The following is a 15,364-nucleotide window of genomic DNA, read 5'->3' on the forward strand; positions in this document are numbered from 1 at the left end:
ATTGTAGTGCCGACGCCACGTTTCAACGATGACCTTCGCTTCGCGTCGACTGCGGAACCACTCGACACTCAGGCATTCGTCGCGGAATCGGCCATTGAAGCTCTCATCCATGCCGTTCTGCCACGGTTTGCCGGGATCGATCAGCGCGGTCTCGACGCCAGCGCCCTCCAACCACTCGAGAACGGCGTTGCTGACGAATTCCGGGCCGTTGTCGGAGCGCAGATAGCGCGGTGCACCGTGCTCGCTGATCAGGCGGGTCAGGACGTCGATGACGCGTCCGGAGCGGATGCTGCCGGCGACGTCGATCGCCAGGCATTCGCGCGTGAACTCGTCGATGATGGTGAGGCATTTGAGGCTCTGTCCGTTAGCGCAGGCGTCGAACACGAAGTCGTACGCCCACACGTGATTTGCAGCGTTCGGCGGAATAGGCCGCGGCCGGGAGTTCGCGACACGCCGCCGTCTGCGCTTCGCGGGCAACTGAAGCGCGGCGAGCTGCCACAGCCGATGCGCACGATGCCTGCTCATGTGCAAGCCTTCACGCCGCAGGAAGATCCGAATTCGACGATAGCCGTAGCGCGGGTACTGCGCGGCCAGCCGTTTCATCGCCTCCAGCGCCGGCGCATCGCGCTCTGCACGTACCGACCGATACGACAGCGCCGAGCGCGCCACTTCGAGCAGCTCGCAAGCACGTCGTTGCGACAGGCCGCGCTCGCATGCGAACGCCACCTGTTCCCGACGCGCCTGCGAGCTCACCACTTTCGGCGGTTGATCTCCTTGAGCGTGTCGATTTCCAGATCACGCTCGGCGAGCAGCCGCTTTAGCTTTGCGTTCTCGGATTCCAAGCCGCGGAGCCGCTTAACGTCCACCGGCTCGAGATTGCCGAAATGACGCCGCCAGTTGTAGATCGTCTGCTCGCTGATCTTGTGCTTCTTCGCGACTTCAGCGACCGGCGTTTTGTCGGCTTCCCGCAGAATCGCGACCATCTGCTCTTCGGTAAAACGGACCTTCTTCATGAAACTCCCCTGCTGATACGGGAGCCATTCTCTCAACTTCCGAGTGGTCCGAAAAACCTGGGCAGGTCACTTCCTCTCCCTATCAGCGCACCGCCGTATCCCCCATACCCTTCCCGCCCAATCAAGACGAGCGCCCTGCGACGCACGGCAAGGACGGGGTTTCGCGAGATGCTATGTAGGGCTTGCCAGGTCAAACTTCCCAAGTTGAGAAGTCCATCCGATCAACTGTCGAGGAAGAAAGGAAATGGCAATGACAAGGCAAGCCCTGGAGGTGAATGATACGGATGCCGCGGTGCGGCTGTATATGGCACTCGAGCTGTCGGACGGCAAGTGGAAGGTCGTCGTCGGCGATAACAGCCGCGCGCCCAGTCAGCACAGTGTGGGCGCGGGCGAGGCGCTGGCGCTGCTCGCGCTGATCGAGAAGGCGAAGAAGCGCTGTGGTCTCGATGGTGCAACGCCGGTGGTGAGTTGTTACGAGGCAGGGCGCGACGGCTTCTGGTTACATCGTTGGCTGGTGGAGCACGGCGTGGCGAACGTGGTGGTGGATTCTTCGAGTATCGAAGTGAATCGGCGGCAGCGGCGGGCGAAGAGCGATCGGCTGGATGCGCTCAAGCTCTACGAGATGCTGGTTCGTTACTTCGGCGGGGAGAGGCGGGTGTGGCAAGTGGTGCGGGTGCCGACGGTACAAGAAGAGGATGCGCGACGGCCTCACCGCGAACGCGAGCGCCTGCAGCGGGAGCGCAACGCACACCTGAATCGCATCTGTAGCCTGGCGCTGCTGCACAACGTGCGGCTGCAGCGGCAGCGAGGCATGCAGGTGCAGGTCGCGGCGCTCGAAGGGCGGGTGCCGACGGCCTTGCTGAACGAACTGCGGCGCGAATGCGAACGCTTGCAGCTGATCGAGCGACAGATGCGCGAGCTCGCTGCCGCGATCGACGCGCAAGCGGAATCGCTGCTCGAGCAGCAGGGGCCGCTGGCAGCACTGATGAAGGTGCGCTCGATCGGGATCAAGAGCGCGTGGATTCTGGTTAACGAGTTATTCGGCTGGCGCCGCTTCAATAATCGGCGTGAGGTTGCCGGGTGCGTGGGCCTGACGCCCACGCCATACGACAGTGGCGGCAGCACACGCGAACAAGGCATCAGCAAGGCTGGCAACCGGCGGCTGCGCGCGCTGTTGGTCGAGCTCGCCTGGCTGTGGCTACGGCATCAGCCGCAGAGCGCTCTGAGTTTATGGTTCGGCGAGCGCTTCGCCGGTGGCGGCAAACGCATGCGTCGCATCGGCATCGTGGCGATGGCGCGGCGGCTGTTAGTGGCGCTGTGGCGTTACGTGCAGCACGGTGTGATACCGGCCGGGGCGCAGCTCAAGGCGGCGTAGCGGCGACCCACTTACCGAAAGGATTCGGTTCGAGATTCGATCGGTTGTGTGTTCGAGGTTCCGGCGCCCGGGACAGTCCTGGGTAAAGCGAAGCGGTTTACCGTCCTGCGAGATGGGGCGCTGTTGATTAAAGGTGGGCACCACAGCCTGAAATTCAGGCGCATGTTGCATCGGGTGTTGAAGGCACTGCCTCAACACGGATAGTAGGTGGACCGGGCTTGTGGCCCGGCGCCAGCCAACACCGCCTTAGAACATGCACTGCGATCGACGAACGCGAAGAGGATTGAAAGGCTCAACGAGGTGAGTTGACAAACGAGTCCTCATAGTAGGACTGTCGAGCTTCTCCGGTGGTGCCACGCGCGATGCTGTCCCCGCGTTGACGGGCGGTAGATCGAAGTCGAGCTGGTGCGCGAGTTCGCAGCGCCGTCCTTGTCGGGCGTCGCAGGGTTCCGATGCCGCAGCGGCAGCGCAGGCAGCGGCGCGAGGAGGGCGGGAAGGGTGTGGGGGATGCGGCGCGGAGTCCAGTGAGCACGCGGAGCGTTCAGGCGGTTCTGCTTCAAGGAGGCGCGCATACCACCGTAGCGGCAGCGGGAAGAACGAACCGAGTCAGTAATCGAAGAAGACCGTCTCGTCCCTCCCCTGCAGCACGACGTTCCGGCTGGCATTGCCGGAACGGACGCCGGTACGGTGAGGGATCGGCCATTCGAGCCTCGTCTTAATCAGCCTTGGCGCCCGACGCGCGCACGATCGGCGTCCAGCGCTCGATCTCCGACGCGACGAAAGCGGCATACGGTTTGGCATTGGCGCCCGCGAGCTCCATGCCTTCGGCGCGCAGGCGATCGCGCACCTCGCGCAGCGCGAGGATGCGGGCGACTTCGGCGTTGAGCTTGCTCACGATGTCGGCCGGGATGCCTGCCGGCCCCGACAGCCCGAACCAGACGGTCGCCACGAGCTGGGCAAACCCGAGCTCGCGAAACGTCGGGATGTCGCGATAGTCCGGCAGCCTCTCCTCCGACGACAGCGCGAGCGCGCGCAGCCGTCCGCTGCGTATCTGTCCGCTCGCGGTGCTCAAGGTCGTCGAGATCGCATGGATGTTGCCCGCGATCGCGTCCGCGACCGCGAGGCTCGCGCCGCGGTACGGCACGTGACGGATGTCGACGCCCGCGCTACCCTGCAGTAAGTGGGCGACGAGGTGTCCCTGCGTGCCGTTACCCGGCGAGCCGTAGGTGAGCTGCCCCGGCCGCGAGCGCGCGAGCGCGATAAACGTCTTGAGGTCCTTCGCAGGCAGTGACGGGTGGACGGCGAGCGCTGCGGGCGGGCCGCCGAACAGGGCGATGTGCGTGAAGTCGCGCAGCGGATCGAACGGCACCTTGGTGAGCGCGGCCGCGATGACGTGCGAGGCGACGCCGGACACGACCAGCGTATAGCCGTCGGGCGCGCTCTTCGCCGCGACCTCCGAGCCCACGACCCCGCCCGCGCCGGTGCGGTTCTCGACGATGAAGCTCTGGCCGAGGCTCTCGGCGAGCTTCGCCGATACCACGCGGCCCAGCGTGTCCGCGGTGCCGCCCGGCGCGAACGGCGCGATCACCCGCACCGGCCTGGCGGGCCACGCTTGCGCGTAGGCCGACGCGCACGACACGCACAGGAGTACGCATGAGGCGGCAAGCGCCGGCACGACGCGGTGGGCCATGACGACGAGTCTACCGACGATCGCCGGCAGACAGAACAGCGCGCAGGGCATCCGCGGGGTACAATCGCGGGGTGAAGACGCTCTGCGACGGCAGCCGCCGTCCTGTACGGGGCGCGCGGCACCAGCTCAAAACCTCCCCCAGCGGCCATATGAAGGCGCGCTGTCCCGTCTGCAAGCGCGTCCTCGTCGTCAGCCGCGTGCTCGGCGTGGTCGAGTTTCCCCGGCACGAGCCGAAGTAGGACGCGCCGCTTCGTCAGAGCGCCTGCAAGCGCTCCACGACCGCTTTCTTGACCACGATCCCCTGCCTGCGCCGGATCTCGCGCTCGCGGAAGCCGCGCTCCGAGGGGATGCGGATTTCGGACACGCCGGGCTGCCGGGGAAGCTGTCTGATCCTGCTCAGCAACTCCTCCAGCTCGGCCGTGAACTGCTCGACCGGCATGAAGAGCGCGGGATCGAAGGCGATGAACAGATGCGCGAAGTCGCAGACGTCGCCGTTGCGCACGCGCGCGCCGGCGATCAGGCCGAGCGCCTGGATCGCGATCGACAGGCCGTAGCCGCGGTGCCCGCCGAACGGGAAAACACCGCCTTCGGCGATGTCGCGCGCGGCGCGCGTCGGCGTGCCGTTCCTGTCGATGCCGACGACTTCGTGAAACTCCTCGCCGAGGAAAGCCTTCATCAGGACTTCACCCGACATCACCGCGGCGGTGCCGGTGTCGAAGATGAACGGATCGACCTTGCCCGGCAGCGCGATCGTCATCGGATTGGTGCCCAGCACCTTGCGGGCGGCGCCCGGCGGCACGACCGTCGGCGTGCTGCTGCCGATCGAGATGGCGGCAAAGCCCGCGCGGGCGATCTTCTCCATGTAGTAGGCGTTGCGGCCGCTGAACCAGGTATTCCTCAGGCCGATGATGGCGATGCCGGTGTCGCGCACCTTTTCGATCGCGACTTCGACCGCGCGCAGGAGCGCGACGTAGCCCATGTTGTTGCCGGCATCGAGCTGCGCCGAGCTCGGCGTCTCCCTGACGATCGAGATCGGCGTGCGCGGCTTCTTCAGCTCCGGCCGTCCCGCGATCACGAGTATGCGGGGCAGGCCCGCGAATTCGTAGCCCCACGTCGACGCATCCACCAGGTGCGTGGTCACGATCGTCGCTTCTTCCGGCGTGAGGCCCAGCCCGCGCAGCGCTTTTTCCCCCAGCGCCTGCGCTTCCTTCACGCTCAGACGGATCGTGTCCTCGGAATCCTTGTCCAGCAGCTCTTCTGTCATCTCGATCTACCTTGTCGCCAACGTCACGGCCTCAGGCCCGCGTTCGCCACGACCTTGCGCCATGTGTCCAGCTCCGCTTTCACGACCTTCGCGAGCTCGCCCGGCGAGCTGCCGACGATCTCGGTCCCCTGGGCTTCCGCACGCGCGGCGAACTCCGGCTGTTGCAGGGCGCGCTTCGCTTCGGCGCTGAGCTTGTCGACGACCGCCTTCGGCGTTCCCGCCGGCGCGAACATGCCGAACCAGCCGACCATGTCGTAACCCGGCACGCCGCTTTCGGCGATCGTCGGCAGATCCGGCAGGGCCTTCGCGCGCCTGGCCGAGGTGACCGCAATCGCCCGCAAGCGACCCGCCTTCACGAGCGGCATCGCGGAAATGGGAGCGCTGATGATCCAGTGCACGTCTCCGTTGGCGATGGCGGGATAGGCCTCGTTGACGCCTTTGTAGTGCACGCCGGTCATCTTCGTATTCGAGAGCATGGTCAGCAGCTCAGAGCTGAGATGGATGATCCCGCCCGCGCCGGAGGTCGCATACCGCAAGGTGCCCGGTTGGGCCTTCGCAAGCGCGACCACGTCCTGAACAGATTTCACCGGCAGCGATGGCGTGACCACCATGACATAAGGCAGAGACACCAGATTGCTCACCGGCTGAAAGTCGCGGGACGGATCGTACTTCTCGCGGCCAAAAGCGGCGTTGGTGACAAAGCCGCTGCTCGAGACGAGCAGCGTGTGGCCGTCCGGCGGCGCCTTGGCGACCAGCTCGATGCCGATGCTGCCCCCTGCTCCCGTGCGGTTGTCGACGACGAACGTTTGTTTGAACACCGTGCTCAGGTGCTGGGCGACCGCGCGCGCCGTCATGTCGACGCCGCCGCCCGCGCTCACGGGCACGACGATGCGCACCGGACGCTGCGGGTAGGTTTGCGCGAGGCACGGGACAGCGGTGCCGATCGAGGACATCAACAGCGCGGCACGGAGGACAGTTCTGGCAGGGCAATCAGTCATCATCCCTCGCTCCACCCATTACTCCAGCTTGATGTTCGCCTTCTGCACCACCTGCTTCCAGCTCGCGATCTCGTTGATCATGAACGCACGGAATCCGGCGGAATCCTGGTAGTCCGGCTCGACGCCCTCATCCGAAAACGCTTTCCGGATTTCCGGAACCGCCAGCAAGGCCTTGATGTCGCGGTCCACTCTGCTCACGATGGGCGCGGGTGTGCCGGCCGGTGCGAGCACGCCCCACCAGACGATCGCGTCGAATCCGGGCAGACCGGATTCGTCGAGCGTGGGCACGCCCGAGAAGAAGCTGCTGCGCTGCCTGGAGGTGGTGGCCAGCCCTCTGAGCTTGCCCGCCAGGATGTGCGGACGTATGGCCGGCAGCGACAGCAGGACGCCCTGGGTGTGCCCGCCCAGCAGGTCGATCACCTGCTGGTTGCCGCCTTTGAAGTGCACCACGTTGATGTCGACGCCGGCTCTCAGCTTGAAAAGCTCGGTGAACATATGGGCGGTCGACCCCGCTCCGGCGGTGCCGAAGAAGAGCTTTCCCGGGTTCGCTTTGGCGTAGGCGATGAGCTCTTTGACCGTCCTGGCCGGAACCACCGGATTGATCGCGAGCACGTAGTCGCCTTTCCCCACGCGGGAGATCGGCGCAAACGACTTGATCGGATCGTAAGGCAGGCTGCGCAAGGCCGGCTGCATCGTGAACGACGCCGGCACGAAGGCCAGCGTGTAGCCGTCGGGCGCCGACCGCGCGGCCAGATCGACGCCGATCACACCGCCGGCGCCCGCGCGGTTGTCGATCACCACCTGCTGCCCCAGCCGTTCCGACAAACCCTTCCCGATCACGCGCGCGACGAGGTCCGCGCCGCCGCCCGCGGCGAACGGAACGATCATGCGCACCGGCCGGCTCGGATAGCTTTCCGCCGCAAGCGCACTGCCGATGAACGCGAGCGGCAGCAGGAAGCCGGCGAAACCCGAGTAACGTGAACTACACCTCCTCATGCTCTCCTCCACTTGTTATTGGACGGGCGCGGGCGCTGTCAGTGCGCCTGCCCCTCTTCGCGCGGATATTGCAGCACCAGCGCCTCGAGACCTTTGGGACCTGCGCGAAGCTCGAACTGCTCTTCTTTCGGCTCGACGACCACCATCGACCAGAGCGGGAGCTCCTCCTCGCCGTGCACGATGCTGCCGTTGCCCACGAAGACGTAGTAGCCGCCTGCGCGTCGCGGGTCGGGCCCGTTCGCCGTCCTGCCGGCGCCGAGCCGCACGACGTGCGCCGCCATGCCGTCGTCGCTCTCTTCGAACAGCGTTTCCCAGACCGTTTCGGTTCGCGACTGCATCACCGGCTCGACCGAGAATTTCACCGGACCCGCGGTGAGATTGCGCCGCCGGCTCGGCCGGAGCTTCTCGCGCGAGCCCGGATCCTTCAGATAGGTCGGCTCCGAATTGCCCGTGTACATGCGCAGCGCGACGAACGAGAGTCCCTGCGGCCCGGCGGTGACCGGACCATAAGCGGTGTGGTGATCCTTGAACTGGACCGTGAGCGGCTCGAGGACCTGGCCGCGGCTGCCGATGGTTCCGGAGCCCGCGACGAAGAGCTGGAACATCGTCACGCCGTGAAAGTGCGGCACGATCGCCTCGTGCGCGTTGAGCTCCGACATCGTCGCCTGCGGCCCCGGCGCCTGGGCGCTCGAGCTGCGCGGGCCGAAGAACACCGTCCCCCAGTGCTGGTTGCCGGTACCGGGCGATATCACGACGTCCCGCTGCGCCAGCGCGTCGGCTCCACTTCGCGTGTAAATCATCGAGACTCTCCTTGTGATAGACGGGTCAGATCTCGATCATCTCGAAATCCGCTTTGGTCGCGGAACAGTCCGGGCAGATCCAGTCCGCGGGCACGTCGGCCCAGCGGGTGCCGGCGGGAATGCCTTCGTTCGGCAAGCCCGCCGCCTCGTCGTAAGTGAATCCGCACAACACGCACTGCCACACCTTGAACGGCATGTCCGTCGACCTTTCATGCAGCCGGGCATGCTACCATCCGTGTTCTATTCTCCAGCATGGGTTCCGTCTATCGGAACCGCTCGCGATGCAAGAGCGCCCGTGAATCTCGGAATCGCCGGCAAGACCGCGCTCGTGACCGCTTCCAGCGCGGGCATGGGCAGGAACATCGCGCATGCGCTCGCGGCGGAAAGCGCGAACCTCGTGCTCTTCGCCCGGACCGCCGAGAAGCTCTCCGCCGCTGCGAGCGAGATCCGGGAGCAGCACGGCGTGAAGGCGCTCGCGGTTCCCGGAGACATGCTCGTTCGCGCGGACGTCGAACGCCTCGCCTCGACGGTGCAGAGCGAATTCGGCGGGCCCGACATCCTCGTGCTCAATACCGGCCGCGCGCCGAATCCCATCCGCGCCACGCTCGAGGAGTCGGTCGAGAGCCGGTGGCACGAGGCCTACCAGAACCAGTTGTGGGGCGCGATCCAGGTCGCGACGACGCTCGTGCCGCTCATGGCCGGGCGCGGATGGGGTCGGATCATCGCGATCACTTCGGCGTCGGTGAAGGAGCCGATGCCGCACCACAGCCTGTCCACGGTGTTTCGAGCGGGCGTCACTGCGTACATGAAGCATCTCGCGAACGAGCTCGGCCCGCGCGGGATCACCGTGAATTGAGTCGCCCCGGCGCTGATCGACACCTCGCATCGCGCCGGCAGCGCGGCATACAGCGAAGCACAGACCGAAGCGCGCAGGAAGCTCACGCCGCTGGGCCGCATGGGCACGCAGGAAGAAGTGTGCGGCGCCGTGGCGTTCCTCGCATCGATGCAGGCGGGCTTCATCACCGGCTCGACCCTCAACGTCGAAGGCGGAATGCTCCGCGCGCTGCTATAGCCTCGGCCGTGATGCGCGCCGTCCAGCGAATACTCGCGATATTCGAAAGCTTCACCCCCGAGCGTAGCAGTCTCACGCTGCAGGAGATCGCCGACGACATCGAGCTGCCGAAGTCCACGACCTTCCGGATCGTGCAGAGCCTCGAGCAGGCCGGTTATCTCGTGCGTCTCCAGGATCAGAAGTACTGCCTGTCGTTTCGCATCACGCGCCTCGCCGGCCTCGTCAAGAGCACGCTGGGCATACGCGAGATCGCGCGGCCGATCGTCCTGGAACTCGCCGACGCCACCAAGGAGACGGTGTCGATACACACCGTGAGCGGCCGCAACCGCGTCTGCATCGAGGCCATGGCGACGGCCGCGTCTCCCTTGCGCAACGTCGTGCAGCCGGGAGAGCAGGTACCCCTGCTGGCCGGATCGGCGTCGAAAGTGCTGATGGCCTACATGCCGAAATCACAGCTCACGCCCATCGTCGCCGCGATCGCGCGGCAGGCGAAACGCAGTCAGTCCGACCTGGTGGACGAGCTCGGCAAGATCCGGGGTCACGGCTACGCGGTCTCTCATGGAGAGCGCCTGCTCGGCCTGTCGGCGGTATCGGCGCCGATCCTGGATGCGAACGACGAAGTTCACTACTGTCTCTCGATCGGCGGACCGACCGTACGAATGCAGGCGAACGAAAAAGACTTCATCGACCGCGCAATCAAGGCGGCCGCGCAGATCTCGAGGCAGTTCGGCGGCAACCATTAGAAGAAAGGGCATCGATGTTGCTCGACCACAAGATCGCCGTCATTACCGGCAACCCGTACGGCATCGGCCGCGAGACCGCCGCGCTCTTCGAGCGCGAAGGCGCGCGGGTCATCTCGATCGACGACAGCGCACACGGCTGGGGAACCGATTCACGGCCCGATTTCATCGCCGACGCCTCGGATGCGAACGCGATGGCTGCCGTCGTCGCACAGTGCACGACATCGGTGGAACGCGTCGACATCCTTTTCAATCTCGCAGGGCGTGCGGTGAAGCAAAGCTTCGAGAATACGACCGAAGCGACCTGGAACCGGATGATCGCGCGCAATCTCAACGCCGCTTTCATCTGCTCCAAAGCGTTCCTGCCGCTCATGAAAAAGTCGCGCGATGGCGCGATCGTCAATCATGCGTCCATCGACGGCTTTCTCGGCAACCCGTCCCTGGCGGCGTATTCGGCGGGCAAAGGCGGCGTCATCCCCCTCACCCACGTGATGGCGCACGACCTCGGCAAATACGGCATACGCGTCAACTGCATTTCCACGGGAGGGATCCGCGACGGCGAGGTGCGCGCCGAGGACGCCGCGCGGCTGCGCGTGACGCCCTCCGGCCGCAGCGGCACGCCCGAGGACGTCGCGCGCGTCGCGCTTTTCCTCGCCTCGGACCTGTCCGCGTACGTCAACGGGGCCAACATCGTCGTCGACGGCGGCCGCACGGTGATCACGCAGGGATGCTACGAAGACTGAAAGCCGCGCGCTCCGGCGCCGCTTGTTAAAATCTGCAATTTCACATGAGCCATCCAACACCCGCAGCACTCGAAGGCTTCTGCGCCGGCAAACGTCTTCGCCAACGCTTCAAGGTCAGCGGCGTCGGTCCGCCTTTGGTGCTCGTCCACGGCGTCGGCACCCGCCTGGAAGACATGGACCTGCTGTGCCGGGAGCTCGAGCCTTACCTGCGCGTGCTGCGTTACGACCTGCGCGGTCACGGCGAGTCGGAGAAGGTGCCCGGTCCCTACACGCTCGAGGACTTCTCGGACGATCTCGTCGAGCTGCTGGACGCGATGCAGTGGGAGCGCGTCCACTGCTTCGGCTTCTCGCTCGGCGGGCTGATCGTGCAGCGCTTCGCGCTCGATCATCCGGACCGGCTCGTGCGCGCGGGGCTCATCAGCGCGATCGCCGGGCGCACGCCCGAGGAGCGGGCGTCCGCGCTGCGGCGCGCCGACGAGCTGCGCGACGGCGGCGGCGCGACTTCACACCTCGATCAGGCGGTGACCCGCTGGTTCACCGATGCGTTCCGCGCAGCGAACCCCGACGTGATCGAAGGCCGCAAGCAGCGCATCCTCGCCAACCACCCGCAATGCTACGCCGCGGCGTATCGCGTGCTCGCGTCGTACGACCTCGCGGACGAGCTGCCGAAGATCCGGCACGAGACCCTGGTCGCGACCGGCGAATTCGACCAGGGCTCGAACACGCGCATGTCGCGGCTCATGGCGCAGCGCATCCCGCACGCCCAGCTGCGCATCCTCCCCGGCATGAAGCACGCGCTGCTGCTCGAATGCCCTCACCTCCTGGCCGATCTCATCAAAAGCTTCGTGCTCACCGGCCGGGCTTCGACGGAAGGTTATATCTCGGAATGAATCGCATCGCTCTCGTTGCATCCCTGTTCGCCTGCACGTCGCCCTGCTGGGCGCAGACCTTTCCCACCGGACCGCTCACCCTCATCGTGCCGTTCGCACCGGGCGGCGGCACCGACTTCATCGGCCGCGTGCTGAGCGAGCAGCTCACGACACAGCTCGGCCAGCGCGTGATCGTCGACAACCGCGGCGGCGCCGGAACCGTCATCGGCACCAATGCGGTCGCCAAAGCCAAGCCGGACGGCCAGACCATGCTGGTGAACGGCGCGTCGATGGCGTTCTTTCCCGCGTTGTTCAAAGACCTGCCGTTCGATCCGGCGAAGGATTTGCGGATCGTGACCCTCGTGTCCGAGCAGCCGTACGTGCTGACCGTCACGCAGTCGTTCGCACCGAAGACCGTGAAAGACTTCATCGCGCTCGCCAAGGCGAGGCCGGGCGAGATCAGCTACGTCAGCGCGGGTATCGGCAGCGGGACACATCTCGCATCCGAGCTGCTGTGGCAGGCGCTGGGCGTGAAGCTCCTGCACATCCCGTACAAAGGAACGGCGCCCGCGGTCGCGGACCTCGCCGCGGGTTACGTGCAGGTGATGTACACGACGGCCGCCGGTGCGACGGGCATGATCAAGTCCGGCAGGATCCGCGCGCTCGGGGTCAGCAGCGCGAAGCGCATCTCGTCGATGCCCCAGGTGCCGACGATCGCCGAAAGCGGCGTGAAGAACTTCAAGCAGGTGAGCTGGATCGCGCTGTTCGTTCCGAGCGCGACGCCGCAGGCGACGCAGGAGAAGCTGCGCTCCGCCGCGGTCGCGGGACTCTCGTCCGCGGACGTGAAGGCGAAGTTCGAGACCCAGGGCCTCGAGCCCGCGTCTTCGGCGTCTCTCGACGAAGCGCAGCGCTTCTACCAGAAGGAGGCGGTGCGCTGGGCCGGCGTGATCAAGGCGACCGGGATCAAGCCGCAATAATGGGCGCCGCATTCGACCTGCACCCCGAGATGCAGGGGCTCGTCGCGGCGAAGCAAAAGGTGTCCGGCGCGCCCGCGTCGAAAGACCTGCGCGACGCGTGGAACAGCTACGGCGACAGCATGCAGCGGCCGTATCCGGCCGACATGGTCGTCGAGGACCGCCTGCTCGAAACCCCCGGCTGCGGCAGGGCGCTCACGCCGGTGCGCATCTACCGGCCGGCCGCCGTTCGCGAAACCGCCGCACCGTGCGTGCTCTACGTGCACGGCGGTTCGTTCGTCAAAGGCAGCCTCGACAGCGGCGACGCGATCGCGTGGGGCATTGCGGATCAGGTGCCGGCGGTGGTCGTCAGCATCGACTACCGTCTCGCGCCCGAGCATCCGTTCCCCGCGGCGGTCGAGGACTGTTACGCCGTGCTGCAAACCGTCGCGGCGAACGCGGCCACGCTAGGCGTCGATTCCGAGCGCATCGGCGTCTGGGGAGACAGCGCCGGCGGCGGATTGAGCGCCGGGCTCTGCCTGCTCGCGCGCGATCGCAACGGACCGCGCATCGCGGCGCAGGCGCTGAACTATCCCATGCTCACCGACGAGCTCACGTCCGATGCGTACCGGACTTACGCCGAGTCGCCGGGCGCTCAGACCGCGTCGCTCGATGCGTGCTGGAGCCTGTACCTCGGAGAGCGGCGTCCGACGGACGATCCGTACGCCGCGCCGCTGAAGGCCAGGGATCTTGCAGGCCTGCCCCCGGCGCACGTGCACATCGCCGAGATCGATCCGCTGGCGGACGACGGCCGGCGCTACGCGCAGCGCCTCGAGCAGGCCGGCTGCACCGTCGAACTCCGTGTCGCGCGCCGCATGATCCACGGCTTCCTGCGCGCCAGGTTCTTCGGGCCCGATTCGTCCCGGGAATTTGCGCAGCCCTGCGCCTTTCTCGCGCGGTGGCTGCGCGCCGCGCATGACTCCACCGCGATCAGTCGATCTTCGCCCCGCTGATCTTCACGACCTTCGCGTATTTCTGATAGTCGGATTGCAGTCGCTGCGCGAACTGCTCCGGCGTCATGTGCATCGGGTCGAGCGTCTGCGCGCTGAGGTTCTTCGCCACGTCGGGATGGTCGAGCGCTTTCTTGAGCTCGGCATTCAACCGGTCGACGACGGGCCGCGGCGTGCCTTTCGGCACGAAGCAGGCGATCCACGCGGTGAACTCATAACCCGGCACCGCTTCCGCGAGCGCAGGCACGTCCGGAAACTGCGTGGTGCGCGTTTCCGACGTCACCGCGATCGGACGCACGCGCTCCGCCTTGATGTTCGGGATCACCGACGCGATGGTGGCGACGACGCTCTGGATCTCCCCGGACGCGATGGCGATGTTCACCGGGCCGCCGCCCTTGTACGGCACGTGGACCATCTTCGTTCCGGTCATCGAGTTGAGCAGCGCCATCGCGAGATGCAGCAGACTGCCGCTGCCGGCGGAACCATAGATGATCTCGCCCGGCCGCTTTTTCGCCAGCGCGATGAAGTCCTGCGTGGTCTTCACCGGCATCGACGGGTGCACGACCAGCATGGCCACCTGTCGCGCCAGCGTCGTGATGCCGATGAAATCGCCGAGGGTGTCGTAGGGCAGGTTCCTGTACAGATGGGCGTTCGCCACGTGCGTCGCCGACTGCACCATCAGGGTGTAGCCGTCCGCCGGGCTTTTCGCGACGAGGTCGCTGCCGATCGTGCCCGACGCCCCGCCGCGGTTGTCGATGGCGAACTGCTGCCCCATCGTGTCGGACATCCTCTGAAAGACGATGCGCGCGACCACATCGTTGGAGCCGCCCGGCGGGAAAACCACGATCACCCGCACCGCCTTCGCCGGATAGGCTTGCGCGAAGACGGGCAAAGGCGTCAGCAGAGCTGCCGCTAAAACCGCGAATACTCCTACGTGCCGGTACGATTGCATGCCTCTCTCCTCTCCGTATTATTCCGCCTTCATCTTGCGTTCGCGGATCACCTGCGCCCACTTCAGGATCTCGGCGATGGTCGGCACATCCGGCAGGACCGACGAGCGCTGCGGCATGCCCACCGCCAGTGCGATCAACCGGCCGTCCTTGATGAACTGGAGCAAGCTTGCCAGGCCCAGGATGGCGAAATGGACGCGCCCCGCCACGACTTCGAGCATGGCGTCCGACGCGCCCTTGAATCCCACCGACTTGGCCTTGATGCCCGAGGCGAGCTTGAAGCGCTCGCCGTTCATGAACGTCGAGCTGCCGACGCCCGCGTGGCTGTAGATCAGCTGGTTCGGCCTGGCCTTCGCGAGATCGACCAGCTCCCTGACCGTCCTGACGCCGGTGGAAGGCGACGTGATCAGCGCCGTGGTCGAGAACCCGAGGCGCGTGATGCCTGCGAAGTCCCGGGTCACGTCATACGGCAGGTTCTCGTGGACCGCCGCGCTGATGACGAAGGCCGCCGAAGAGACGAGCAGCGTATAACCGTCCGGTGTCGGTTTCGCCACGAGGGCGGTGCCCAGCGTGCCGCCCGCTCCGGTGCGGTTTTCGATGACGACCGGCTGCGCCCAGATGTCGCTCAGCTTCGCGCCGAGGGTCCGCGCGAGAACGTCGGACGTGCCGCCGGGTGTGAACGGCACGACGATGCGTATCGGTTTGGTGGGATAGTGGGCGTTGCTCTTGTCCGCGTGCGCCACGCACGGCGCGACGAGACCCGACGCGACCGCGACGGTCAGCGTGACTCTTTGCAGTGCAGCCATGGCCGCTCCCTCTCACGTGTTGCGTTCGAGATCAGCGGATCTTCTTCGGGCGTGCAGTCCTTTCGGGTCGTGCCGGACGGCGGGC

The 15,364-nt window shown here is 66.2% G+C and carries 15 protein-coding genes and 1 pseudogene; 7 read left to right on the forward strand and 9 right to left on the reverse strand.

All coding sequences use genetic code 11. The features are described 5' to 3' along the window. A protein-coding gene (locus VHP37_05190) for an IS3 family transposase (protein ID HEX2825719.1) occupies positions 1-1,013 on the reverse strand; the annotation gives its coding sequence in 2 pieces (ribosomal slippage) (positions 1-764 and positions 764-1,013; 1,014 coding nt annotated over the 2 pieces). This gene is flagged as partial in the annotation. A 244-nt stretch (positions 1,014-1,257) separates the two neighbouring features. Between VHP37_05190 and VHP37_05195 the strand changes: the two genes are divergently transcribed. Continuing rightward, entirely contained in the window at positions 1,258-2,388 is a 1,131-nt protein-coding gene (locus tag VHP37_05195; protein HEX2825720.1) for an IS110 family transposase, read from the forward strand. 715 nt (positions 2,389-3,103) lie between these two features. On the opposite strand, the gene VHP37_05200 is transcribed toward VHP37_05195, so the two are convergent. The 6 genes from VHP37_05200 to VHP37_05225 all read right to left on the reverse strand — a co-directional run bounded on the left by VHP37_05200 (position 3,104) and on the right by VHP37_05225 (position 8,332). After that, entirely contained in the window at positions 3,104-4,078 is a 975-nt protein-coding gene (locus VHP37_05200; protein HEX2825721.1) for a tripartite tricarboxylate transporter substrate binding protein, read from the reverse strand. A 253-nt stretch (positions 4,079-4,331) separates the two neighbouring features. Continuing rightward, entirely contained in the window at positions 4,332-5,342 is a 1,011-nt protein-coding gene (locus tag VHP37_05205; protein ID HEX2825722.1) for an Ldh family oxidoreductase, read from the reverse strand. Between the two features lie 23 nt (positions 5,343-5,365). Then, a complete protein-coding gene (locus VHP37_05210) occupies positions 5,366-6,295 on the reverse strand; it encodes a tripartite tricarboxylate transporter substrate binding protein (GenBank protein ID HEX2825723.1) in 930 nt (309 codons plus the stop codon). A gap of 63 nt (positions 6,296-6,358) precedes the next feature. Then, positions 6,359-7,336: a tripartite tricarboxylate transporter substrate binding protein gene (locus VHP37_05215; protein HEX2825724.1), complete on the reverse strand. Its 978-nt coding sequence runs from the start codon at positions 7,334-7,336 to the stop codon at positions 6,359-6,361. A gap of 38 nt (positions 7,337-7,374) precedes the next feature. After that, positions 7,375-8,136, reverse strand: a complete 762-nt coding sequence (locus VHP37_05220; GenBank protein ID HEX2825725.1) for a hypothetical protein — start codon at positions 8,134-8,136, stop codon at positions 7,375-7,377. Between the two features lie 25 nt (positions 8,137-8,161). Further along, positions 8,162-8,332: a rubredoxin gene (locus tag VHP37_05225; protein ID HEX2825726.1), complete on the reverse strand. Its 171-nt coding sequence runs from the start codon at positions 8,330-8,332 to the stop codon at positions 8,162-8,164. A gap of 27 nt (positions 8,333-8,359) precedes the next feature. Between VHP37_05225 and VHP37_05230 the strand changes: the two are divergent. The 6 genes and pseudogenes from VHP37_05230 (at position 8,360) to VHP37_05255 (ending at position 13,526) form a co-directional block, all read left to right on the forward strand. Next, positions 8,360-9,208 (forward strand): annotated as a pseudogene (locus VHP37_05230) (SDR family oxidoreductase). An 11-nt stretch (positions 9,209-9,219) separates the two neighbouring features. Further along, the gene (locus VHP37_05235) at positions 9,220-9,951 is read left to right on the forward strand and encodes an IclR family transcriptional regulator (protein ID HEX2825727.1); all 732 of its coding nucleotides are present in this window, start codon (positions 9,220-9,222) and stop codon (positions 9,949-9,951) included. 14 nt (positions 9,952-9,965) lie between these two features. Beyond that, positions 9,966-10,691, forward strand: coding sequence for an SDR family NAD(P)-dependent oxidoreductase (locus VHP37_05240; protein ID HEX2825728.1), 726 nt, complete (start codon positions 9,966-9,968; stop codon positions 10,689-10,691). Positions 10,692-10,735: 44 nt separating this feature from the next. Then, positions 10,736-11,581: an alpha/beta fold hydrolase gene (locus tag VHP37_05245; protein HEX2825729.1), complete on the forward strand. Its 846-nt coding sequence runs from the start codon at positions 10,736-10,738 to the stop codon at positions 11,579-11,581. Continuing rightward, positions 11,578-12,537, forward strand: coding sequence for a tripartite tricarboxylate transporter substrate binding protein (locus VHP37_05250; GenBank protein ID HEX2825730.1), 960 nt, complete (start codon positions 11,578-11,580; stop codon positions 12,535-12,537). The genes VHP37_05245 and VHP37_05250 overlap by 4 nt, the downstream gene beginning before the upstream one ends. Further along, a complete protein-coding gene (locus VHP37_05255) occupies positions 12,537-13,526 on the forward strand; it encodes an alpha/beta hydrolase (protein ID HEX2825731.1) in 990 nt (329 codons plus the stop codon). Before VHP37_05250 ends, VHP37_05255 begins: the two co-directional genes overlap by 1 nt. Here VHP37_05255 and VHP37_05260 read toward each other — a convergent pair. Together VHP37_05260 and VHP37_05265 are read right to left on the reverse strand one after the other, a co-directional pair. Continuing rightward, the gene (locus VHP37_05260) at positions 13,504-14,475 is read right to left on the reverse strand and encodes a tripartite tricarboxylate transporter substrate binding protein (GenBank protein ID HEX2825732.1); all 972 of its coding nucleotides are present in this window, start codon (positions 14,473-14,475) and stop codon (positions 13,504-13,506) included. The genes VHP37_05255 and VHP37_05260 overlap by 23 nt on opposite strands. Before the next feature lie 18 nt (positions 14,476-14,493). Next, positions 14,494-15,279: a tripartite tricarboxylate transporter substrate-binding protein gene (locus VHP37_05265; protein HEX2825733.1), complete on the reverse strand. Its 786-nt coding sequence runs from the start codon at positions 15,277-15,279 to the stop codon at positions 14,494-14,496. Positions 15,280-15,364 lie beyond the last annotated feature (85 nt).

The sequence above is a fragment of the Burkholderiales bacterium genome (genome assembly GCA_036262035.1).
Taxonomy (GTDB): Bacteria; Pseudomonadota; Gammaproteobacteria; order Burkholderiales; family SG8-41; genus JAQGMV01.

What these genes read in the sequence shown, in the direction of transcription:
- VHP37_05210 (HEX2825723.1), bottom strand. Translation starts at nt 6,295, where the DNA reads ATGTCCTCGATCGGCACCGCTGTCCCGTGCCTCGCGCAAACCTACCCG.
- VHP37_05220 (HEX2825725.1), bottom strand. Translation starts at nt 8,136, where the DNA reads ATGATTTACACGCGAAGTGGAGCCGACGCGCTGGCGCAGCGGGACGTC.
- VHP37_05215 (HEX2825724.1), bottom strand. Translation starts at nt 7,336, where the DNA reads ATGAGGAGGTGTAGTTCACGTTACTCGGGTTTCGCCGGCTTCCTGCTG.
- VHP37_05260 (HEX2825732.1), bottom strand. Translation starts at nt 14,475, where the DNA reads ATGCAATCGTACCGGCACGTAGGAGTATTCGCGGTTTTAGCGGCAGCT.
- VHP37_05195 (HEX2825720.1), top strand. Translation starts at nt 1,258, where the DNA reads ATGGCAATGACAAGGCAAGCCCTGGAGGTGAATGATACGGATGCCGCG.
- VHP37_05235 (HEX2825727.1), top strand. Translation starts at nt 9,220, where the DNA reads ATGCGCGCCGTCCAGCGAATACTCGCGATATTCGAAAGCTTCACCCCC.
- VHP37_05240 (HEX2825728.1), top strand. Translation starts at nt 9,966, where the DNA reads ATGTTGCTCGACCACAAGATCGCCGTCATTACCGGCAACCCGTACGGC.
- VHP37_05255 (HEX2825731.1), top strand. Translation starts at nt 12,537, where the DNA reads ATGGGCGCCGCATTCGACCTGCACCCCGAGATGCAGGGGCTCGTCGCG.
- VHP37_05200 (HEX2825721.1), bottom strand. Translation starts at nt 4,078, where the DNA reads ATGGCCCACCGCGTCGTGCCGGCGCTTGCCGCCTCATGCGTACTCCTG.
- VHP37_05265 (HEX2825733.1), bottom strand. Translation starts at nt 15,279, where the DNA reads ATGGCTGCACTGCAAAGAGTCACGCTGACCGTCGCGGTCGCGTCGGGT.
- VHP37_05250 (HEX2825730.1), top strand. Translation starts at nt 11,578, where the DNA reads ATGAATCGCATCGCTCTCGTTGCATCCCTGTTCGCCTGCACGTCGCCC.
- VHP37_05245 (HEX2825729.1), top strand. Translation starts at nt 10,736, where the DNA reads ATGAGCCATCCAACACCCGCAGCACTCGAAGGCTTCTGCGCCGGCAAA.
- VHP37_05225 (HEX2825726.1), bottom strand. Translation starts at nt 8,332, where the DNA reads ATGCCGTTCAAGGTGTGGCAGTGCGTGTTGTGCGGATTCACTTACGAC.
- VHP37_05205 (HEX2825722.1), bottom strand. Translation starts at nt 5,342, where the DNA reads ATGACAGAAGAGCTGCTGGACAAGGATTCCGAGGACACGATCCGTCTG.